This window comes from Harryflintia acetispora, from assembly GCA_004340125.1.
In the GTDB taxonomy this organism is placed as follows: Bacteria; Bacillota; Clostridia; order Oscillospirales; family Ruminococcaceae; genus Harryflintia; species Harryflintia acetispora.
Map to the genome: position 1 here is coordinate 44,243 of SLUK01000003.1, position 19,828 is coordinate 64,070.

17 protein-coding genes, 1 other RNA gene and 1 pseudogene are annotated in these 19,828 nt (G+C 58.8%); 10 read left to right on the forward strand and 9 right to left on the reverse strand.

Annotated features, from left to right (window positions below; translation table 11 throughout):
- Nucleotides 1–64: 64 nt before the first annotated feature.
- The 3 genes from hflX (at nucleotide 65) to EDD78_RS14245 (ending at nucleotide 4,165) form a co-directional block, all read left to right on the forward strand.
- Nucleotides 65–1,318, forward strand: coding sequence for a GTPase HflX (gene hflX, locus EDD78_RS04815; RefSeq protein ID WP_132084285.1), 1,254 nt, complete (start codon nucleotides 65–67; stop codon nucleotides 1,316–1,318).
- A gap of 350 nt (nucleotides 1,319–1,668) precedes the next feature.
- Nucleotides 1,669–3,252, forward strand: a complete 1,584-nt coding sequence (gene abc-f, locus EDD78_RS04820; protein WP_132084159.1) for a ribosomal protection-like ABC-F family protein — start codon at nucleotides 1,669–1,671, stop codon at nucleotides 3,250–3,252.
- A gap of 154 nt (nucleotides 3,253–3,406) precedes the next feature.
- On the forward strand, nucleotides 3,407–4,165 hold the full coding sequence (locus EDD78_RS14245; protein ID WP_159448952.1) for a GNAT family N-acetyltransferase: 759 nt from the start codon (nucleotides 3,407–3,409) through the stop codon (nucleotides 4,163–4,165).
- A gap of 52 nt (nucleotides 4,166–4,217) precedes the next feature.
- On the opposite strand, the gene EDD78_RS04830 is transcribed toward EDD78_RS14245, so the two are convergent.
- On the reverse strand, nucleotides 4,218–5,099 hold the full coding sequence (locus EDD78_RS04830; RefSeq protein WP_132084160.1) for an SPL family radical SAM protein: 882 nt from the start codon (nucleotides 5,097–5,099) through the stop codon (nucleotides 4,218–4,220).
- A 328-nt stretch (nucleotides 5,100–5,427) separates the two neighbouring features.
- Here EDD78_RS04830 and EDD78_RS04835 point away from each other — a divergent pair, with 328 nt between their 5' ends.
- The 6 genes from EDD78_RS04835 (at nucleotide 5,428) to EDD78_RS04860 (ending at nucleotide 11,098) form a co-directional block, all read left to right on the forward strand.
- Nucleotides 5,428–5,685, forward strand: coding sequence for a TM1266 family iron-only hydrogenase system putative regulator (locus tag EDD78_RS04835; RefSeq protein ID WP_132084161.1), 258 nt, complete (start codon nucleotides 5,428–5,430; stop codon nucleotides 5,683–5,685).
- Nucleotides 5,686–5,690: 5 nt separating this feature from the next.
- Nucleotides 5,691–6,698 carry a [FeFe] hydrogenase H-cluster radical SAM maturase HydE gene (gene hydE / locus EDD78_RS04840; protein ID WP_286170731.1) on the forward strand — a complete coding sequence of 336 codons (1,008 nt, stop codon included), beginning with the start codon at nucleotides 5,691–5,693 and terminating at the stop codon, nucleotides 6,696–6,698.
- A gap of 29 nt (nucleotides 6,699–6,727) precedes the next feature.
- The gene (hydG, locus tag EDD78_RS04845; protein WP_132084162.1) at nucleotides 6,728–8,146 is read left to right on the forward strand and encodes a [FeFe] hydrogenase H-cluster radical SAM maturase HydG; all 1,419 of its coding nucleotides are present in this window, start codon (nucleotides 6,728–6,730) and stop codon (nucleotides 8,144–8,146) included.
- Between the two features lie 11 nt (nucleotides 8,147–8,157).
- Nucleotides 8,158–9,345, forward strand: a complete 1,188-nt coding sequence (hydF, locus tag EDD78_RS04850; RefSeq protein WP_132084163.1) for a [FeFe] hydrogenase H-cluster maturation GTPase HydF — start codon at nucleotides 8,158–8,160, stop codon at nucleotides 9,343–9,345.
- Between the two features lie 86 nt (nucleotides 9,346–9,431).
- Nucleotides 9,432–10,769: a CCA tRNA nucleotidyltransferase gene (locus EDD78_RS04855; protein WP_132084164.1), complete on the forward strand. Its 1,338-nt coding sequence runs from the start codon at nucleotides 9,432–9,434 to the stop codon at nucleotides 10,767–10,769.
- Between the two features lie 107 nt (nucleotides 10,770–10,876).
- Nucleotides 10,877–11,098 carry a hypothetical protein gene (locus EDD78_RS04860; protein ID WP_079698900.1) on the forward strand — a complete coding sequence of 74 codons (222 nt, stop codon included), beginning with the start codon at nucleotides 10,877–10,879 and terminating at the stop codon, nucleotides 11,096–11,098.
- On the opposite strand, the gene EDD78_RS04865 is transcribed toward EDD78_RS04860, so the two are convergent.
- From EDD78_RS04865 to EDD78_RS04905, 8 genes and pseudogenes are all read right to left on the reverse strand, one after another.
- A complete protein-coding gene (locus EDD78_RS04865) occupies nucleotides 11,091–11,915 on the reverse strand; it encodes a M23 family metallopeptidase (protein ID WP_079698901.1) in 825 nt (274 codons plus the stop codon). The genes EDD78_RS04860 and EDD78_RS04865 overlap by 8 nt on opposite strands.
- A 73-nt stretch (nucleotides 11,916–11,988) precedes the next feature.
- Nucleotides 11,989–12,900: pseudogene (locus EDD78_RS14250) on the reverse strand (sulfite exporter TauE/SafE family protein).
- Nucleotides 12,901–13,032: 132 nt separating this feature from the next.
- Entirely contained in the window at nucleotides 13,033–13,761 is a 729-nt protein-coding gene (locus EDD78_RS04880; protein ID WP_132084167.1) for a tRNA threonylcarbamoyladenosine dehydratase, read from the reverse strand.
- Between the two features lie 76 nt (nucleotides 13,762–13,837).
- Complete coding sequence (locus tag EDD78_RS04885) at nucleotides 13,838–14,338, reverse strand: GNAT family N-acetyltransferase (RefSeq protein ID WP_286170732.1); 501 nt, start codon at nucleotides 14,336–14,338, stop codon at nucleotides 13,838–13,840.
- Between the two features lie 54 nt (nucleotides 14,339–14,392).
- Nucleotides 14,393–14,587, reverse strand: a non-coding RNA gene (gene ssrS / locus EDD78_RS04890) — 6S RNA.
- Nucleotides 14,588–14,610: 23 nt separating this feature from the next.
- Nucleotides 14,611–14,961, reverse strand: coding sequence for a DUF1292 domain-containing protein (locus EDD78_RS04895; protein WP_079698904.1), 351 nt, complete (start codon nucleotides 14,959–14,961; stop codon nucleotides 14,611–14,613).
- Between the two features lie 1,116 nt (nucleotides 14,962–16,077).
- Nucleotides 16,078–17,730, reverse strand: a complete 1,653-nt coding sequence (locus EDD78_RS04900; protein WP_350308575.1) for a DUF4368 domain-containing protein — start codon at nucleotides 17,728–17,730, stop codon at nucleotides 16,078–16,080.
- A gap of 4 nt (nucleotides 17,731–17,734) precedes the next feature.
- Complete coding sequence (locus tag EDD78_RS04905; protein ID WP_132084168.1) at nucleotides 17,735–17,992, reverse strand: hypothetical protein; 258 nt, start codon at nucleotides 17,990–17,992, stop codon at nucleotides 17,735–17,737.
- Nucleotides 17,993–18,260: 268 nt separating this feature from the next.
- Between EDD78_RS04905 and EDD78_RS04910 the strand changes: the two genes are divergently transcribed.
- A complete protein-coding gene (locus EDD78_RS04910) occupies nucleotides 18,261–19,721 on the forward strand; it encodes a ParB/RepB/Spo0J family partition protein (protein ID WP_132084169.1) in 1,461 nt (486 codons plus the stop codon).
- Nucleotides 19,722–19,828 lie beyond the last annotated feature (107 nt).

The window sequence follows — 19,828 nt, forward strand, 5'->3', positions numbered from 1 at the left end:
GACGCAAAAAGCTTGCGCCCCGTGTTATAATAGTCCTATGACAACGATTAACACGACAGGGAGAATGGATATGCCCCAGCCTTTGAGTCAGCCCCAGCGCGTCATTCTGGTGGCGGTGGATTTGGGAGAATATGACGTCGAGGTCTCGCTCGACGAGCTGCAGGAGCTCGCCTCCACGGCCGGGGCCGAGGTGGTGGGCCGGCTCTGGCAGCGCCGCCAGGAATTCGACAAGGCCACCTGTATCGGCGCGGGGAGGGTGGCCGAGCTGCGCGAATATGCAAAGAACCTTGAGGCTCAGCTCGTGGTCTTCGACCACGAGCTGGGCGCCAGCCAGCTGCGCAACCTCGAGCGGGAGGTCGGGGTGCCGGTGATCGACCGGACCATGCTGATTTTAGACATCTTCGCCCAGCGCGCCGTCACCAGCGAGGGCAAGCTGCAAGTCGAGCTCGCGCAGCAGCGCTATCTGCTGCCGAGGCTGGCGGGGCTCGGCGAGAGCCTGTCCCGCCTCGGCGGCGGGATCGGTACCAGGGGTCCGGGAGAGAGCAAGCTGGAGAGCGACCGGCGGCATATCCGCCGCCGGATCCAGTCGTTGGAGCGCAAGCTCGCCGCGCTCAGCGCCCGGCGGGAGAACATGCGCGCACGGCGCAAAAAGACCGGGCAGCTGATTGTGGCGGTGGTGGGATACACCAACGTTGGGAAATCCACCCTGCTCAACGCCCTGACTGGCGCGCAGGTGCTCTCCCAGGACAAGCTCTTCGCCACTTTGGACCCGACCGCCCGCGCACTCGCGCTGCCGGACGGGAGAGAGGTGCTGCTCATCGACACCGTCGGTTTTATCCGGCGGCTGCCCCACCATCTCATCGAGGCGTTTAAATCCACCCTGGAGGTGGCGGCCACCGCCGACCTGATCCTCAATGTCTGCGACATCACCAGTCCCCAGTCGGACGAGCAGCTGCGCGTCAGCCGCCAGCTGCTCCTGGAGCTGGGGCTTCGGGACACCCCCATCCTCACCGTCTACAATAAGTGTGACCGGCTCGCCGCGCTGCCCGAAGTGTTCGGGCGGGATACGGTGCTCATCAGCGCCAGGACCGGGATGGGGTTCGAGGATCTCCTCGCGGCCATCGCGCGCACGCTGCCGCCCGCTCAACAGCAGGTAAGGCTGCTGATCCCGTATGAAAGCGGGGCCCTGCTCGCCGAGCTGCGCCGGGAGGGCAAGGTGCTCAGCGAGGAATACACCGACGCGGGCACCCGGGTGGTTGCGCTCGCGCCAAAACGCCTGCTTTATAAGTTCGAGGGGATGCTCATCGGCGAGTCTTGACAGCGGGCGGGTGCCGTGATATACTGGGCGCAAATCGAGAATAGTCAGGAGATGAAAAGGTGCGCAAGTAATTCTTGCTGAAAACTGGACATGGGCCGCGGCCGGGAGGAGTTCCGGCTTTGGTGGTGTTATGTCCCAACGCAAGAATAGCGCACGCCCCTTTTCCATCATCCGATGTGTGAAAAGCGGCTTTGGCCCATTGCGGGCTGAAGCTGTTTTTGTATTTGCAAGCTGCAAGCCGCGGGGAGTTGTGTGCTTTTCTTGAAGGATTTTAATACTTTGAGAGGGGCGCCGCAGCAACCTGCAACTTGTAGATAAAAAAGCGCGCCCCTTAGAAGGGGGAACCACACATGTCGTTGATACAAATTCAAAACCTTACCTTCCAATATGACACCAGCCATGAAAACATCTTTGAGGACGTATCCCTCTCGCTGGACACCGACTGGCGGCTCGGCTTTGTCGGGCGCAACGGGAGGGGGAAGACCACCTTCCTAAACCTCCTGCTCGGGCGGTACCGCTACAGTGGGAGCATCCAGGCGAGCGTTTCGTTCGACTACTTTCCCTTCCCAATAGAGGACGAAAGCATGATCGCCCTGCGGGTGCTCAAAGAAGCCGTCGCCCCGTTTGAGCGCTGGGAGCGTGAGATGGAGGAGGCCCTGGAGCAGGGGGACATCGACCGTTACGGCCAGCTGCAGGAGCGTTACCTCGCGCAGGACGGTTACCAGATCGAGGAGCTGCTCGCGCGCGAGGTCTCCCGCCTGTCGGTGGACCCTGAGGTGCTGGAAAGGCCCTTTTGTACCCTCAGCGGCGGGGAGCGCACCAAATGCTGCCTGGCCGCGCTCTTCCTCAAAAAGGAGCGCTTCCTGCTCATCGACGAGCCGACCAACCACCTCGACAGCGAAGGCCGGCGGGTGGTGGCAAACTACCTCTCCGGGAAACGGGGGTTTATCCTCGTTTCCCATGACCGCGCGCTGCTCGACGGGGCGGTGGACCATATCCTCTCGCTCAACAGGCGGTCGATCGAGCTGCAGCGGGGGAATTACCAGAGCTTCCGGGAGAACCGCCGCCGCCAGGACGAGTACGAGCTTGCGCGCGACGAGGCGCTGCGCCGGGAGATCGACCGCCTGTCGGCCGCCGCCAAGGGAACCGCCTCCTGGTCGAACGCCTTGGAAAAGACGAAGTATGGCCATTACAACTCCGGCTTAAAGGTGGACCGGGGCTATATCGGCCACAAGTCGGCCAAGATGATGAAGCGCGCCAAGGTCATCGAGGCGCGCCAGCAGCGCCAGATCGAGGAGAAGGAATCCCTGCTCCAGGACCTCGAAGAGAGTGAGGAGCTGGCGCTCAGCCCCCTGCGCTACCCCTCCCAGCGGCTGCTCGAGGCGCGGGAGCTCTCGGTCGGCTACGGCTCACAGCCGCTCTTTACAGGGCTTAATTTCACCCTCGGGCGGGGGGAGCGGATTGCGCTGTGCGGGCGCAACGGCTGCGGAAAATCGAGCGTGCTGCGCCTCCTGCTCGGCGAGGCGGTGCCCCACACCGGGGCATTACAGCCCGGCAGCGGGCTCGTCGTCTCCTATGTGCCGCAGGACACCTCCTTTTTGCGCGGCAGCCTGCGCGGATACGCGCGGGACGAGGGGGTGGACGAGAGCCTCTTTCTGGCCATCCTGCGAAAGCTGGGGTTCTCGCGCACCCAGTTCCAAAAGGAGCTCTCCTGCTACAGCGAGGGACAGAAAAAGAAGGTGCTCCTCGCGCGCAGCCTCTGCCAGCGGGCGCACCTCTACGTCTGGGACGAACCGCTCAACTACCTCGACATCCCCTCGCGCGAGCAGATCGAGGAGCTGCTCGGGCGGTACCAGCCCGCCATGCTGCTGGTGGAGCACGATGAGCGTTTTCTGGAGAACATCGGCGCGCGGCGGGTGCCGGTGGGGGAGTAGGGAAAATTTTCGGCCCCTTGCGAAGGCGGGGGGATGGTGGTATACTGGCAGGGCCGGGGCAACCCCGGAATCTGATTCGTTTCGACACCCAGGAGGGAACGGCGTAAGAGTTCCATTCACGCTCAAAATCGCCTACGGCGACAAGGAGGTTCATATGAAGACCGAATTGAGAAGGATACCCGGCGTGGGGGAGAAGACCGAGGAGGACCTGATCGCGCTGGGCTACACGACCATCGCCTCGCTGAGAGGGCAGGACCCGGAGGACATCTATGCGCGCGACTGCCTGCGCAGGGGATGCCCGATCGACCGCTGCCAGCTCTACGTCTATCGCTGCGCGGTTTATTTTGCGGAGCATGAAAACCCCGACCCTGAGAAGCTAAACTGGTGGTACTGGAAGGATAAGCCCCTGCGCGAGGAAATATCCATCCTGCCCGCCGTGCAGAAGAGCCAGATACAGGAGCTGTGCCAGGTGGCCGACGAGGTGTGGCACGAGCACTACGCGGGGATTCTAAGCGAAGGCCAGATCGACTACATGGTCGAAAAGTTTCAGTCCCCTGAGGCGGTGCGCCGGCAGATGAAGGAGGAGGGCTACCAATACTTCCTCCTGCGCCTCGGCGAGGAGACCGCGGGCTATTGCGGGATCAAGGTGGAGGAGGACCGGCTCTTTTTAAGTAAGCTCTATCTGCGCCAAAGCTGCCGGGGCCACGGGATCGCCCGCAAGGTGATGGAATTTTTAGAGGATATGTGCCGGCGCAATTTACTGCGGGCCATCTGGCTGACGGTGAACAAATACAATTCCGGCTCGATCGCCGCCTATGAAAAGATGGGCTTTCACAAGGCCTATACCCAGACCACCGACATCGGGAGCGGCTATGTGATGGACGACTATATTATGGAAAAGCCGATCGATTGATCAAAAAAACACCCCCTCCATTTGGAGAGGGTGTTTTTGGATTGTTGCAGAGCTAGAACAACGAAAGCTGGGAGTTCCCATACCCCGCCTTGTAGGCGCGCACGATGTCGCTCATGCGGTAGAGCAGCCCGCGCGCCTCGCATTCTTCGCTGAACGCCCGCCAGAGCTGGCGGAAGTTTGGCGTGCGGCACTCGTAGCGCTCGCGAAAGACCCGCTCATACCGCGCGCGCAGGCCGGGGAAGCGCAAGTCCAGCTGGCGGTAGAAGTGCTGTCGCTGCCGGTCGCGCAGGGTCACGCCGAAGGCGGGGTAGACAAAGCGCGCGCCGCTCTCCTGCGCCAGGCGCACCAGAGCGCGCACGTTCTCCTCGCTGTCCTCGATGAAGGGGAGCACCGGCATGAGCAGTACCCCGCAAAAGAGCCCCTCCGAGGCGAGCGCGGCGAGGGCCTGCAGCCGCTCGCTCGTGGGGGCGACGTTCGGCTCGACCTTGCGGCAGAGCGCGTCGTCGGCCGCGGTGGCGGTCATTTTGATGAGCACCGGCGAGTGGCTGCGGATGTCCAGCAGCACGTCCCGGTCCCGCAGGATCAGCGGACTCTTGGTGGCGATCCCCACCCCGAAGCCGAAGGCGTCGCACAATTCGAGCGCGTGGCGGGTCAGCTCGAGCTCGCGCTCAAAGGGGTTATACGGGTCGCTCATCGAGCCGGTGCCGACCACCCCGGTTTTTACCTTGCGGCGCAGGTCGTCCCGGATGATCTGCAATGCGTTCTCCTTGACCTTCACCGTGTCGAAGTCGTCGTTGTGATAGCATTCGCTGCGGCTGTCGCAATAGATGCACCCGTGGCAGCAGCCGCGGTAGATGTTCATGTTGTAATCCAGCCCGAACCAGCTGGTGTCCTTTGTGCGGGTCACAATGGTCTTGGCGGGGATGGTCTGCATGCTGCGTCCTCCCTTTTGGCGTCTGCGTTCCGGTTCCCAGTATACCACATGGGAACCAGCCTCGAACAGACAAAAAAGAAGGAATATTTTCTCTCAAAAAGCAATTGACAGTGAAATAACAAAGGAGTATGATGAAACCACAGGCTTCTGAGTTCTTAAGGCGTTGCCGCCTGAGATAAAGAGGACGTGAACATGGCTTATCCGGCGAGGGGCGAAGTCCGTCGCTGTGGGCTCGTATATCCGTCGAACTTTAGGGAGCGGATATGCGGGCTTTTTGTATGCCGACCGTTTTCGGGGCCTGCACAATCAAAGAGGGAGGAGACGCAGCATGCAAACAAAGATCGCGCTCATCGGGATTATCGTGGAGGAGCCCGGGAGCGTGGAGAAGACCAACAACCTGTTGCACGAATACTCGCGGTACATCGTCGGCCGGATGGGGCTGCCTTACCGGGAGAAGGGGATCAGCATTATCTCCATCGTGCTCGACGCACCCCAAAGCGAGCTGAGCGCGCTGGCGGGCCGGCTCGGACAGATCGGGGGGATCAGTGTCAAGACCATGACCGCCAAGACTGCAAACCTGGAGTGACATGAGTGGAAGCGAAGATCACGATCGATCGGATGGCAAGGGGCTATCTGCCGATGACCGAGGAGCTCGAGCAGGTCCTCGCGATGAAGGACGACACCTATCTGCTGCATACGGCGGACGAGGTGCGCCAAAAGGCGGTGGGGGACACGGTCCATATCCGCGGGATACTGGAGTTTTCCAACCATTGCCGCTGCGGCTGCTTTTACTGCGGGCTGCGCGCGCAAAACGACAAGCTCCCCCGCTACCGCATGGAGCCCGGTGAGATCATCGAAACGGCGAAGGCGGCAAGCGAGGCGGGCTACCGCACTGTGGTGCTCCAGTCCGGGGAGGACATGTGGTACACAAAAGAGAAGCTGTGCTCGGTCATCGAGGGGATCCGCCGGGAATGCGGGGGGATGGCCATCACGCTGAGCGTGGGCGAGCGCCCGTTTGAGGAGCTGCGCGCCTTTCGCGAGGCGGGGGCTGACCGTTACCTCATCAAGCACGAGTGCAGCGACGCGCGCATGTATGGCAGGATCTGCGACGGGAAGGCGCTGGTGAACCGGATCGGCTGCCAGCGCAACCTAAAGAAGCTCGGCTACGAGCTGGGCGGGGGCTTCATGGTGGGGCTGCCGGGCCAGCGGGCCAGGGTGGTGGCGAACGATCTGCTCATGCTGCGCCGGCTCGGCTGCGACATGGCCGGGATCGGCCCGTTCATCCCCCATCCCGACACGCCGTTCGGCGGTTATCAGCCGGGCAGCGCGCGGCTCACCCTGCGTGCGGTGGCCCTCGCGCGGCTGCTGCTGCCAAAATCGAACCTCCCGGCGACCACCTCGCTGGGCGTGCTCGACAAAAACGGGCGGGACGCGGTCTTCTCGGGCGGGGCGAACGTCATCATGCGCAAGGTAACGCCCTGGGCTTACCGCCGGCAGTATGAAATTTATCCCACCGACTTCGGTGAGGAGACAGATCTGGCCACCGCCCGGCGCGAGCTGGAGGAGTATATCCGATCGATCGGGAAGGTTCCGCTTTGACTCCGACTTAAAAGAAGGAGACAGGAATTATGTATAACCCGAAATCAATGAACGCTGTGGATTTCATCGACGATAGTGAAATCCTCGAAACCCTGGAGTATGCCGAAGCGCATAAGCACGACCGGGCGCTGATCGATTCGCTGCTCGAGCGCGCGCGCGACTGCAAGGGGCTTTCCCACCGCGAGGCGGCGGTGCTGCTCGCGTGCGACCTGCCCGACGAGGAGGAGAAGATGCACGCCCTGGCCCAGGAGATCAAGGACCGCTTTTACGGGAACCGGATCGTCCTGTTCGCCCCGCTCTACCTTTCCAATTACTGCGTCAACGGCTGCGTCTACTGCCCGTATCATTATAAAAACAAGAACATCCGGCGCAAGAAGCTCACCCAGGAGGAGATCCGCCAGGAGGTCGTTGCGCTGCAGGACATGGGCCATAAGCGCCTGGCGCTCGAAACCGGCGAGGACCCCCAGAACTGCCCGATCGAATATGTGCTCGAGAGCATTGACACCATCTATTCGATCAAGCACAAGAACGGGGCCATCCGCCGGGTGAACGTCAACATCGCGGCGACCACGGTGGAGAACTACCACCGCCTCAAGGAGGCCGGGATTGGCACCTACATCCTGTTCCAGGAGACCTATAACAAAAAGAGCTACGAGCTGCTCCATCCCACCGGCCCCAAGAGCAACTACGCCTACCACACCGAGGCGATGGACCGGGCCATGCAGGGCGGGATCGACGACGTGGGCTGCGGGGTGCTCTTTGGTCTCAACCTCTACCGCTACGACTTCGTCGGATTGCTCATGCACGCCGAGCACCTCGAGGCGGTGCACGGGGTCGGTCCGCACACCATCAGCGTGCCGCGCATCCGACCGGCGGACGACGTGGACCCCGGCGACTTCTCGGACGCCATCTCGGACGAAACCTTCCAGAAGATCGTGGCGGTGCTGCGCATAGCGGTGCCCTATACGGGGCTGATCATCTCCACGCGCGAGTCGCAGAAGACCCGCGAGAAGGTGCTGCACCTGGGGGTCAGCCAGATCAGTGGCGGCAGCCGCACCAGCGTGGGCGGCTACGTCACGCCGGAGGAAGAGGAGGAGAATTCGGCCCAGTTCGACCTGGCCGACACCCGCACCCTCGATCAGGTGGTGAACTGGCTGCTCGGCATGGGGTATATCCCCTCGTTCTGCACCGCCTGCTACCGGCTCGGGCGCACGGGGGACCGCTTCATGTCCCTGGTCAAGTCCGGCCAGATCGCCAACTGCTGCCAGCCCAACGCCCTGATGACCCTCAAGGAATACCTCACCGACTACGCCAGCGACGACACCCGCCAAAAGGGCGAGGCGTTGATCCTGCGGGAGCTCGGAAAAATTCCCAACGAGAAGGTGCGCCAAAAAGCAATCGAAAACCTCGGGCTGATCGCGCACGGGCAGCGGGACTTCCGCTTTTAGGGGGAGACGGTATGCCGGTCAATGAACTAAGTCAGACCCCCAACGCCTCGCGGCTGCACATCGCCCTGTTCGGGCGGCGCAACAGCGGCAAGAGCTCGCTGGTAAACGCCTTGTGCGGGCAGCAGGTGGCGCTGGTGAGCGATTTTGCGGGCACCACCACCGACCCGGTGTATAAGCCGGTCGAGCTCTATCCCTTGGGCCCCTGCGTGCTGATCGACACCGCCGGGTTCGACGATGAGGGGGAGCTCGGGCGCCTGCGGGTCGAAAAGAGCCGCCAGGTGCTCGAGCGCACCGACTTAGCACTCCTGGTGCTCACGGCGGGGCAGCAGGACCTTTCCCAGGAGGAGCAGTGGCTCGAGCTGCTGCGTGCGCACAAGAAGCCGGTGGTGGTCGCCGTCAACAAGTCCGACCTCTCCACGGAAATGCCGGCGCTCATCAAGGGCCTCCCCCACGCGCTGGTGAGCGCCAGGACGGGGGAGGGCGTCGCACTGCTCAAGGAAAAGCTGATCGAGGCCGCGCCGAAGGACTGCGAGCTGCCCTCGATCACCGGGCATCTGGTGGGGGAGGGGGACCATGTCCTGCTCATCGCCCCGCAGGACATCCAGGCGCCGAAGGGGCGGCTGATCCTCCCGCAGGTGCAGACCATCCGGGACCTTTTGGACCTGCGCGCCTGCGTCTCGGTGGCGACCACCGACAAGCTGGCACAGGCCCTCTCGCTCTACCGGGAGCCGCCCGCGCTGATCATCACCGATTCCCAGGCCTTCGGGGAGGTCTATCCCCTCTGCCCGAAGGGGACCCGGCTCACCTCCTTCTCGGTGCTGATGGCGCGCTATAAGGGGGACATCGAGGAATATGTGCGGGGCGCCGCAGCGCTGGACACCCTGTGCGAAAGCGATAAGGTGCTGATTCTGGAGGCCTGCTCCCATGAGCCGCTCGACGGGGACATCGGGCGGGTCAAGATTCCGGCGGCGCTGCGAAAGCGGGTCGGCCAGGGGCTTTCGATCGAAGTGCGCCGGGGCGCGGACATCCCGCAGGACCTGACCCCCTATGCGCTGGTGGTCCACTGTGGGGGGTGCATGTTTAACCGCGCGCACGTCCTCTCGCGGATCGCGAAATGCAAGGAGCAGGGCGTGCCGATCACCAACTATGGGATTCTGCTGGCCAAGCTCGGAGGAATCCTGGATAAGGTCGTCTATTGAAGAGCTCCCCGCCTTTGGCGGGGAGCTTTTGCATGAGGCGGTTTTTTGCGCTATAATAAGGAAATCAAAGGAGAGGGGGAAGCGGTGTGCGAATCGAGCTGCCAAGGACGGTGGAGCGCATCCTCGAGCTGCTGCGGGGTAGCGGCTATTCATCCCAGGTGGTGGGCGGCTGCGTGCGCGACAGCCTGCTCGGCGAATGTCCATGCGACTGGGATGTCGCCACCAGCGCCACCCCGCAGCAGGTGCGCGCGCTCTTCGCTCCCCTTTGCCGGGTGGTTTCCACCGGGGAGCGCCACGGCACCGTGACCCTGATCCTCGACGGGGAGCAAGTTGAGGTGACCACCTACCGGATCGACGGCAGCTACAGCGACGGCCGCCGCCCCGATGGGGTGCGGTTTACAAGCCGGCTGTGCGAGGACCTCGCGCGGCGGGATTTCACCGTCAATGCGATGGCCTACAGCCCCCGGGAGGGACTGTGCGATCCCTTCGGCGGGCAGGAGGACCTGCAAAGACGGGTGCTGCGCTGCGTGGGGGAGCCGGACCGCCGCTTCGGCGAGGATGCCCTGCGGCTGCTGCGCGCGCTGCGCCAGAGCGCACAGCATGGTTTTTCGGTCGAGCGGGAGACGGAAAAAAGCCTTCTGCGCAACCGCTCGCTGCTGCTGCGTATTTCACCCGAGCGCGTCGCCAGGGAGCTGATATTGCTCCTCTGCGGGCGGGAGTGCGGACGGGTGCTGCGTCGATACTGGCAGGTGTTGGCGGTGGTGCTGCCCGGAATCGAACCGATGGTGGGACTCGATCAGCACAACCCTTACCACCGCTTTGACGTATTCGAGCATACCGTGCGCGTGCTCGAGGCGGTTCCGCCCGAGCCGGTACTGCGCCTTTGCGCCCTCTTCCACGACATGGGAAAGCCGGAGTGCTTCACGATAGACGGGCAGGGGATCGGGCATTTCCGGGGCCATCCGCTCATCAGTGAGCGGATGGCGCGCGCGTCGCTCACCGCGCTGCACCTGCCGCGGCGCACGGTGGAGGAGGTCTCTGCCCTGGTGCGCCACCACGACCGAAAGCTCCCGCCCGAGCGCGCCGCGCTGCTGCGCGCGCTGCACGAGCTGGGGGAGACGGCCGTTCGCCGCCTGCTCGTCTTTCGCCGCGCCGACTGGACCGGGCAGGGGACCTGGCCCGAGCGGCTGGTGGAGGTGGACCGCGCACAGGCGCTGTTGGAAGACTTGCTGAAAGAGGGGGCCTGCTACCGCGAGCGGGACCTCGCGCTGTCCTCCCGGGAGCTGATGGCCCTCGGGGTGCCGGAGGGCCCGTACCTCGGCGTGCTGCGGGGACGGCTGCTCGACGCCGTGATCGAGGGCCGGGCGGAAAACGAGCGCGAGGCGCTTCTGTCAGAAGCACGGCGTTTGATCGAACAGGAATAAACAACGAAAACCAGGGGCAAAACCGTCTGTTGCGGACGGTTTTGCCCCTGGTTTCATAGAATAGGGGGTAAGAGTTGGTTGTTCCAAAGAAGGGGAGGGAAGCGGGGATGTGTCAAAACCCTGTGGAGGAAAACGCACTGCTCATGGTGTCCGCAGCGATCGCTTCCTCCCTTGCCGAGGGGAGGAGCATCGAGGACATCTCGGTGATGTCCGCCCTGCTGGAGGTCGTGGGGGACCAGCTGGCGCTGATCGCGACCCTGCGGGGCAGCTGCGCGAGCAAGGAGCGCATCGGCGTACCTCCCCGGGACGACGAAAGCCGGACTACTTGAGGCCCATGGTCTCGACCGGGTCGACCCACTTGCCGGCCTGCTTGAGGCCAAAGTGGATGTGGTTTTCCAGGCTGATCTCGCAGGGGACCTTGTCCGCCTTGCCGATCACGTCCTTGACCTTGACCTGCTGGCCTTCCTGGACGCCGAGGGTCTGGTTGTCCAGCCCGCAGTAGACCGAGACGAGGGAGCCCGCATGCTCGATTTCCACACAGGTGCCCCAAAGCGCGTCGTCGTAAATCTTCGATACGGTGCCGTCGGCGCAGGCCATCACGTCGGTACCCTTGGCCGCCTTGATGTCGATCCCGTCGTGGGTGCGCCAGTCGTTGAGGGTCACGTTCTTGACCAGCTCACCGCCGCTGTAGGGGTTAAACACCTCGGACATCACGGGCAAGCTGTAGGCCAAGATCGGCTGCTCGGACGAGCCGGCGGGTTTGGAGAAGAGATCGAGCACATCGGCAGACGGCTCGGATGACAAGGCCTGCTGCGGCTGCGCGGGTGAGGAGGTAGAGGACTTGCTCTCCTCCTTTTTCTCCTCGGGAGCGCTGGAGGAGGAAATCTCGACGTCCTCCACCTTCCTCTCGGCCTCTTTCAAGTCTGAGAAGCCCCAGTCCAGTTCGTCGCCCGCCTCGCCGCTGTCTGCCTGCGAGGAGGCTGCCGGAGGGTTTTGCAGTTTTTTTTCGTCCTGTGCCGTGATCGAGTTCATGGTGGAATCGATCGCTACCCATGCCGCGGCGCCGGCGCCTACCACGCAGACCGCAAGCGCGATGTAAAACCCTTTTGAGGAAAGAAATTTACCAAATTTAGAATGGTTGCTCATATGCTTTTAGCACCTCCGAACATAGTTTGTGCCCCTGCGAAGCGGTTTATTCAGTGCGCGAGGGGAAGGAACGCTATTTTTTGGCCGGGCTCCGTCCGTCATTCGTTTCTTCTTCAGAAGCCGGCTTTTTGAAGGCGGAATAGATCTCCTTAAAGGCAATGAGCAGCAAAAATCCCGCGAACAGTCGTCGCAGCAGCCCGTCCGGCAGGCTGCCCGCGAGCTTGCTGCCGGCGAACACCCCCAAAATCCCCGCCGGGATGAGGATGGCCGCCACCTTAAAGTCCACCAGCTTGTTCTTGATATGGATGATCAGTGAGACGATTGCAATGGGGATAAAGAAGACCAGGTTGATCCCCTGCGCGGCAAACTGGTCGACGTCTTTGAAAACGGTCAGGTAGATCAGCAGTACCCCGCCCCCGCCCATCCCCAAAGCGCTGAGCACCGCGCCGAAGAAGGCGGGGAGCAGAGCTGTGAGCCATTCCATATGAATCATCATTCCTCTCTGGATGTTTCGTGTCGGTTTCGCCATGCGAAACTCCCTGTTTGAAAGCGCGCTTTTAAACCGCCCTCTCCTTTTTTAGCGGAAAAACAGCCGGATGGCCGAATAGAGCACCACCCCGCCGAAGAGCAGGCGCAGCCAGCGCAGAGGGAGCTTATTGAGCAGAAGCGCCCCGACCACCGCGCCCGCCAGCCCCCCGGGGAGATAATAGAGCGCGTCGGTGAGATGGAAGCTATCGTTTCCGAGGTACATCCCGATGGTGAACAGCGAGAGCACCGAGATGACCAAAATCGAGGTCGCGTGGGATTTGCGGTCCTCCACCCCCAGGGCCTTGAGCACCGGCACGGCGACCATCCCGCCGCCCGAACCGAACAATCCGTTGAGGAAACCCACGAACACGCCGGCTGCCGCCGCGAGGGTCTTTTTCATTTTTTTCATCGCCAAAGCCTCCCACACAAACAATAGCGTTGGCCGTTGGCCGGCCATAAAAATAGCTCTTCGAGCTATTTTTTACAATTCTCACGGCCGGCCTATGGTCATGGCCATTTTTATTGCGAAGCAATAAAAAAATCCGTATTCCGGAATAGGTTTCCAGAATACGGAACGGTTTATACATGGTTATTTGTTTTCGTCCGCTCGTCCGAGCAGCAGCCGGACCCCCTCGGCGGCCAGGATATAGCCCGCCACCGGCGGCACGAAGGATATGCTCCCCGGCGGGTGCCGCCCGGTGTTTTCATCGTCGGGCACCACCGCCTTTTGCGCCGGCTCGGTCGAATAGACCACCCGAAGATGTTCGATCCCGCGCCGGCGCAGCTCGCGGCGCATCACCCGCGCCAACGGGCAGCCGGTGGAAACCGTCTCGGTGATGTCCCCGGCGGTGAGGCATTGGGGCGAGAGACGGTTGCCGGTGCCGAGGCAGCTGACGAGGGGAATCCCAAGCCGACGGCACTCCTGGGCCAGATGGAGCTTGGCCGTCACCGTGTCGATGGCATCGAGCACCAGGTCGGGCTGCCAGCCGTAAAGGAAGGAGCTGTTTTCGGGGAGATAGAACTGCCGGCACAGGGTGAGGCAAATTTGGGGATTGATCGAGCGCAGGCGCCCGGCCACCGCCTCGGTCTTGGGCCTGCCGATCGTGTCAAGCGTTGCGATCAGCTGGCGGTTGAGGTTGCTGAGCGACACTTCGTCATTGTCCACCAGCATGAGGCTTCCTACCCCCGCGCGGCAGAGCGCTTCGGCGCAGGAGCCGCCCACGCCGCCCAGGCCCAACAGGGCGACCTTGGCTCCCGCGAGGCAGCGAAGGCCCTCTTCGCCCAGCAGCAGCCCGGTGCGGCAAAGCCACTGATCCATGTACTGCCTCCTTCAAAACGGTGATGTAATGGGCCTGGGCAGGGCCGGCGGCCGCGCTGCCCAGGCGGATGAATCGTTAGATTAATTTTTCATAGGCTATTTTTTCGCTGTTGTCAAAACAGATTGTCCCACAATACGAAAAACCATTCTTTTGCAAAACGTGCTTCATAATATCATTGTCTTGGTCGGTATCCATTTTAAAGCTATGTACATCCCGCTTTCGGGCCATATCCTCCACCAGCTCCAGAACACCGGAGGTAAGCCCCCGCCCTTTTACGGAGTTGTCCAAAGCCAGCCTATGCACGACGACATAGGGCTGATCGCTGATCCAGCGTCCGTTTATGCTGTCATATGCCCGCTCGCCACAGAAATCGATGCAGAGATAGCCGACGATTTTTCCGCCGAGCAGGCAAAGGTAGCCGATTTTATCCTCAATGTCCTTTTCAATGCAGGGACGATCGGGGTAGCCGTCCTGCCACTGATCCACACCGTTCGCCTTTAAAAAGGCCTTGGCCTGATCAATCAGTGCCATAATGCGGGGAATATTCTGCTCTTGTGCAAGCGCAAGTTTCATCATGGAGCGCCTCCTGGGAAAAGGGGAAGTGGTTTAGCTTATTGAAATTTTACATAAAAAATCCCCGCCTTGCCGGTGATAAGCCTTAATGAAACCCGTACGAAGACAGGTGGGTATCCTCCAGTCGGTTTCGCGCTCCCTTCGTCCGGCCCGAGGGCCGGGAGGTCTGCAATCCGCCGACCGCGTCCGGATTCCCAATTCAAAAAGTGTTGGATTAAATAATTGCTTATCTGCCGCACAACGCAGGGATCTTCTTTATGGCCGTTCGGAGAGGCTCAGTCCTCGTCCTCGCCGGCTTCTTCGTCTTCGTCGTTTTCGATGTCCTCGATCGCTTCGATGTCGAACTCGTCCTCCAGGCGCTCGGTAAAGATAGCGCTGATGGAGCTGAACTCCTTCTCGTTGTCGATCGCCTCCAGGTATTCGCCCTCGTCGTCGCAGAGCACCTTCATGATGACCAGCTCAGCGTCGCTTTCCAGGAGCTCTTCGACCTCGTCGTAGTGCGGCACCATGGCCAGATACCGCCCGTCGTCCGTCTCGATTGCATCGAGCACCTCGAACATGTGCTCCTTACCGTCTTCATCAACCAGAGTCATCAAATCAGGGGAGAAGTCCATCTCATCCGCCATATCTCCACCGGTCCTTTCCTCAGTATATTCTGCCCGGCGTTCTCTGCCGTATCCATTAGTATATACCAAACCTGCCAAGAATTCAAGAAAAGAATGGCAGGTTGACAACATGTAAATTATCAATAAAAGTTTTCAAGAAATTTTAAAAAAACTATTGACAATGGTGCAAGGGGCGGTTATAATAAAGACACAAAGACGGAAGGAAATGAATAGACTAGAACAAAAGGAGAAAGGGGTGGTTCCGATGTACTTGACGGAAGATGAGCCGCAGTGCTTTGAGGGGACCCCGGCTCCGTCGAATAAGGATCGGTAACCTAGCGAATCCAAGCGAGAATATGGCTTTGATTTCATCGCAAAGTATCCATCAGAAATGATGTTGCATGAAAACAAATCGTTCTTGTAACGCGAGTGGATTTAACCACTAAAAGCAGGTTATCGAAACGCGGCAAGGTCGATGGAATCGGGCGTAGAAAAACGAATGTCATCCAACAGCAAAATAATCCTCTGGTATATCAGGGCTGGCTCAAACGGCCGGCCGGTATGGATCCCTTAAGAAAGGATTCATAGGAATGAACGCAGAAATGCGGTTTCCTCCATCAAGTGGTTTTAAGGCGTGTTTGTTTTGAAGACCGGTTGATGGATCAGATATAAAGGAAGGAAAACAGTTGATTTGTTGGTAGCATTCACACAATCAAAGAAAACGTAAGACAGGAAAGACGATCAGACTACCGTACGATGTATGGCAAGGATCGGCAATGGGTTGCAAAAGTCGAAGCGGCCGGACTGGATTCGGAGTGAACACGAGGCAACTGCTGTAAACGAAATGACCCGCCGGGAACTATGTGGAACCGTACACTAAGCTTTCGATGAGGTTTGATTGTGTGAAGCGGTAATGAGCATTCCAAATACAATTCAATAGATTGTTCTGCGGCAAGCTGAAAAGTGATATGAGCCGCAAATAAAGATGAAAAGGTGAGTCCAATGAAATAGCCAGAAGGCTATCTCATCGAGTAACCGAGAAAGCTTTATTGACAAACAACAAAAGCCCGGAACCGAAGGGTTTCGGGTTACAAGGAAGTATTATATTCTGATTAGGCGGTATAGCCCGTTTAAGGGCTATGCCGTCTTTTCCTGTTTATCGGCTTGTTTCCGTTCCGGCTGCGGGTCAGGCGGCAAATGGATTTCTCCCACGAAGTTAAAGACAATATCCACTTTCTGAAAACGCTTGCCGTCTATCTTCTCCGGCGCATGGACAACTATCTTCTTGATAAACTCATTGACGATAGTAGGCGTTAATTCCGTTATTCCTACATACTTGCGGATAATAGCGGCGAAGCTGTCAAAGTCGCTTTTATTCTGCTCGTAAGTATCAACTTCCTGTTGTTCTGCCTTTACTCTTTCCGTCAGTTCTTTCTGCTCTGCTTCATATTCTGCGGACAGCTTCAAAAATCTCTCATGGCTGATTGTGCCGTTGATGTCGTCCTCATAAATCCGCTTGAAAATCCGGTCAAGTTCCGCAATCCGTTTCTTTGCCTGTCCGACCTCACGCCGCTTGCGCTTCATGTCCTTTTCCGCTTTGTCAAACCGCTGTTTCTGTATCAGTTCCATAAAAGCGGTGATGTCCTCATAGAACATAGCTGTTACAGCAAATATCCGTTGAAGAACAATCGTTCGCAGGACTTCCTCTCTGATAAAATGTGCGGTACAATCTCCCGTATTGCTTTTATACCTTGCACAGCGGTAATGGTCTTGCGAACCGTCAAAACTTTTGCAGGTGGCAAAGTGCAGTTTACTTCCGCAATCCGCGCAGAATACCAAGCCGGAAAACATTCCCTGTCGCTCTGCCTTGGTTGGACGGCGTTTGTTCGCCCTCAATTCCTGTACCCGTTCAAAGACAGCTTCCTCAACGATTGCTTCATGCGTATTGCGGAAAATCGCCTGCTGTTCCTTTGTGGTAGGAATACGCTTTTTCAGCTTGTGAGATTTTGAATAGCTTTTGAAGTTTACAGTATGTCCGCAGTAATCCATACGCTCTAAAACCCCTACAATCGTGCTTTCATTCCAACTATACGGATTTTCCGGAAGCACCTTGCCTTTTTGCTTTGCATAGTGGGCTTTGGTAGTAAGTACCTTGTCAGCCGTCAGAATTTTTGCTATCTGCATAGGTCCTTTTCCGGCAACACATAAATCAAAAATCCTCTTTACCACAGCGGCGGCTTCTTCGTCCACAATCCACTTTTTCCTATCGGTAGGGTCAACCTTGTAGCCATAGGGAGGCTTTGTCAGATGTTCTCCTGCCATGCCTTGCGCTTTCTTGATTGCCCGTACTTTTTTACTTGTATCTTTTGCGTAAAAATCATTGAACAAATTGCGGAATGGGGTAAAATCATTATCGCCTTTGGCGCTGTCCACGCCGTCATTGATTGCGATATAGCGCACATCACGCTCTACGAAAAAGATTTCCGTATAGTAACCGACTTTCAGATAGTCACGCCCCAAGCGAGACATATCTTTGACTATGACTGTTCCCACATTTCCGGCTTCAATCTCTGCTATCATGCGGTTAAAATTCGGGCGGTCAAAGGTTACGCCGGAAACACCGTCATCAATGAAAAATGTTGGATTAGTAAAGCCGTTGTCAGTAGCGTATTTGGATAATAACACTTTCTGATTGACGATGCTGTTGCTGTCCCCGTCCAATGCGTCCTCTTGACTTAAACGGGCGTATAATGCTGTTATCTGTTCGGGCATATATGTATTTGCTGTCATGTGTTCATTCCTCCTGTAATGAACGCCCGACAAACAGGTTGCTATCTTCATTATAGCGGACTTCTCTTTCTTTGTCAGCAGGCGTTTTGACGGTTTCCGATTTTATGAGCCGCTTCATCTTTTCAAAAAGCAGCTCAGAACCGCCGCATGAGGTAGATACCTCAAAGTAAGTGCCACCGATTTTGTAAGTGACTGTTTCGTTTGCCGGATTACGCTGTTTTACTTGAAAATTTGCCGTTTCCTGCTTTTGTTCCTGTTCCATTCCTTTCCCGTCCTTTCCTTGTTTTGTAATGTGATAAGTTTCGTAGCAAGCATATGATTGTTTCTTATTAGGAACGCTGTAAATACAAGGCTTTTCGGAGCCTACAATCCGAAAAAAATAATATTTGATCTATCACATTACGCAGAAAGCCGTCCAGGTGCTATCTTGGGCGGCTTTTTTGCGTGGATAGACCGGAAGGAGGCAGAAAAATAATTGCAGAAATTTAATCCGCAAAATTGTGCAACTTTCACGAAAAGGAGGTTAGTGAATGGCAGATGAAAAACTGAACACGGGCCCCGAGGCGCAGAAAACCGAAGAGGCCCCCGCGCCCGCTGTGGCTGATCCGGCCCACGGGGAGGCCGCCGTTCCCGAACACCCGCCGGAACAGGCCGGGCCTGCCGAGCCCGGCGATGTGGTAATCTCTGCGGAGCAGATTGACGCGCTCATGGCGGAAAAGCGGCAGGCGGCCCGAGCCGAGGTGGAAAAGGCAGAGGCATCCCGTGAACCGGAAGCTGGGGCTCCTGCGCTGGATCGTCCTGCCGCTGAAAGCGAGAAAACCGAAAAGCCGCGCCGGGGCCGTCCCCCTAAATCTGATAAGGCGGAACGCACCGGGCCGGAGGCTGAAAAAGAACCCAAAAAGTCCGGGCCCCGCAAGGGCCGCCCCTCTAAGGCTGACAAGGCGGCCCCCGGCGAGGCCCAGCCGTCCAAACGAGACAAATTGTCCCGAAGTGGCGGGAAAGCTCCCGATGTTCCTGTTCCCCCGGATGCCGGAAAGGATAAGCCCGCAAAGGAGGCCGCTCCCCCGGAGCAGGGTGTGACGGAGCCGGCTGTGCCGCCCCGTCCTGTGGAGGAGGGAAAGCTGGTCTATCTGAAACTTTCCGAACTCCATCCGTTCCATACATTCCGCCCCCATCCGTTCAAGGTGCGGGACGATGCCAAAATGCAGGAAACCGTGGCATCCATCAAGCTCAACGGCGTTATGGTGCCCGGCCTTGCCCGCCCGGAAAAGGACGGAAACGGCTATGAGATTGTGGCAGGCCATCGCCGCTGCCGTGGCAGCGAGCTGGCTGGGCTGGAGGAAATGCCCTTTATTGTCCGGGATATGACCGACCACGAGGCGGTGGAGGCCATGAAGGACAGCAACAAGCAGAGGGATCAGACGCTCCCCAGCGAACTGGCCGCCCTTTTGGATCTGGAGGTAGAGGACATCAAGCACCAGGGCTCCCGGCTGAAAAATGTAGCCGAGGGCGATGTGGGGAAACGCTCGGTTGAAATCGTGGGCGAGGCGCATGGCATGAACTATAAAAAGGTCATGCGGTATCTGCGCCTTAACCACCTTGTCCCGGAGCTCATGGATAAGGTGGACGATAAAAAGATGGGCTTCATGCCTGCGGTGGAGCTTTCCTATATCAAGCCGAAAAATCAAAGGCTGATTGCCGTTTCCATTGACGGGGAACAGGCGTCCCCCTCTCTGGCCCAGGCGAAACAGCTCCGGGAGCTGGATAAGGAAGGCAAGCTCAACGGCGATGTGATTGACGGCATATTAAGCGAAAAGAAAAAGGAGGATCGCGGCGTGATTATTTCGATGGCCGAACTGGAGAAGTATTTTGGCAAGGAAGCCACTCCCGCCAAAATGAAGGAGCAGATCATGACTTTGCTGGACGAGTGGAAGGAGAAACAGCCGCCCGAGCTGGCAAAGGCTCCGAAAAAGATGGAAAAAGACAAGTAACCCGACCACACTTCGAGACAAATTGTCCCGAGGGGCCCCGCCCCTCCTGCAGAGGGCTCTGTGGTGATATATCCCCCGTCGCCGCCTATATTCCTGCACAGCCGGGA

Bases quoted from the DNA above. Each gene is read 5' to 3' on its own strand.
- hydG (WP_132084162.1), top strand. From the start codon at position 6,728: ATGTATAACCCGAAATCAATGAACGCTGTGGATTTCATCGACGATAGT.
- EDD78_RS04865 (WP_079698901.1), bottom strand. From the start codon at position 11,915: ATGAGCAACCATTCTAAATTTGGTAAATTTCTTTCCTCAAAAGGGTTT.
- EDD78_RS04885 (WP_286170732.1), bottom strand. From the start codon at position 14,338: ATGATGAAACTTGCGCTTGCACAAGAGCAGAATATTCCCCGCATTATG.
- EDD78_RS14245 (WP_159448952.1), top strand. From the start codon at position 3,407: ATGAAGACCGAATTGAGAAGGATACCCGGCGTGGGGGAGAAGACCGAG.
- EDD78_RS04895 (WP_079698904.1), bottom strand. From the start codon at position 14,961: ATGGCGGATGAGATGGACTTCTCCCCTGATTTGATGACTCTGGTTGAT.
- abc-f (WP_132084159.1), top strand. From the start codon at position 1,669: ATGTCGTTGATACAAATTCAAAACCTTACCTTCCAATATGACACCAGC.
- EDD78_RS04880 (WP_132084167.1), bottom strand. From the start codon at position 13,761: ATGGATCAGTGGCTTTGCCGCACCGGGCTGCTGCTGGGCGAAGAGGGC.
- EDD78_RS04910 (WP_132084169.1), top strand. From the start codon at position 18,261: ATGGCAGATGAAAAACTGAACACGGGCCCCGAGGCGCAGAAAACCGAA.
- hflX (WP_132084285.1), top strand. From the start codon at position 65: ATGGATATGCCCCAGCCTTTGAGTCAGCCCCAGCGCGTCATTCTGGTG.
- EDD78_RS04830 (WP_132084160.1), bottom strand. From the start codon at position 5,099: ATGCAGACCATCCCCGCCAAGACCATTGTGACCCGCACAAAGGACACC.
- hydF (WP_132084163.1), top strand. From the start codon at position 8,158: ATGCCGGTCAATGAACTAAGTCAGACCCCCAACGCCTCGCGGCTGCAC.
- EDD78_RS04900 (WP_350308575.1), bottom strand. From the start codon at position 17,730: ATGACAGCAAATACATATATGCCCGAACAGATAACAGCATTATACGCC.
- EDD78_RS04860 (WP_079698900.1), top strand. From the start codon at position 10,877: ATGTGTCAAAACCCTGTGGAGGAAAACGCACTGCTCATGGTGTCCGCA.
- EDD78_RS04835 (WP_132084161.1), top strand. From the start codon at position 5,428: ATGCAAACAAAGATCGCGCTCATCGGGATTATCGTGGAGGAGCCCGGG.
- EDD78_RS04905 (WP_132084168.1), bottom strand. From the start codon at position 17,992: ATGGAACAGGAACAAAAGCAGGAAACGGCAAATTTTCAAGTAAAACAG.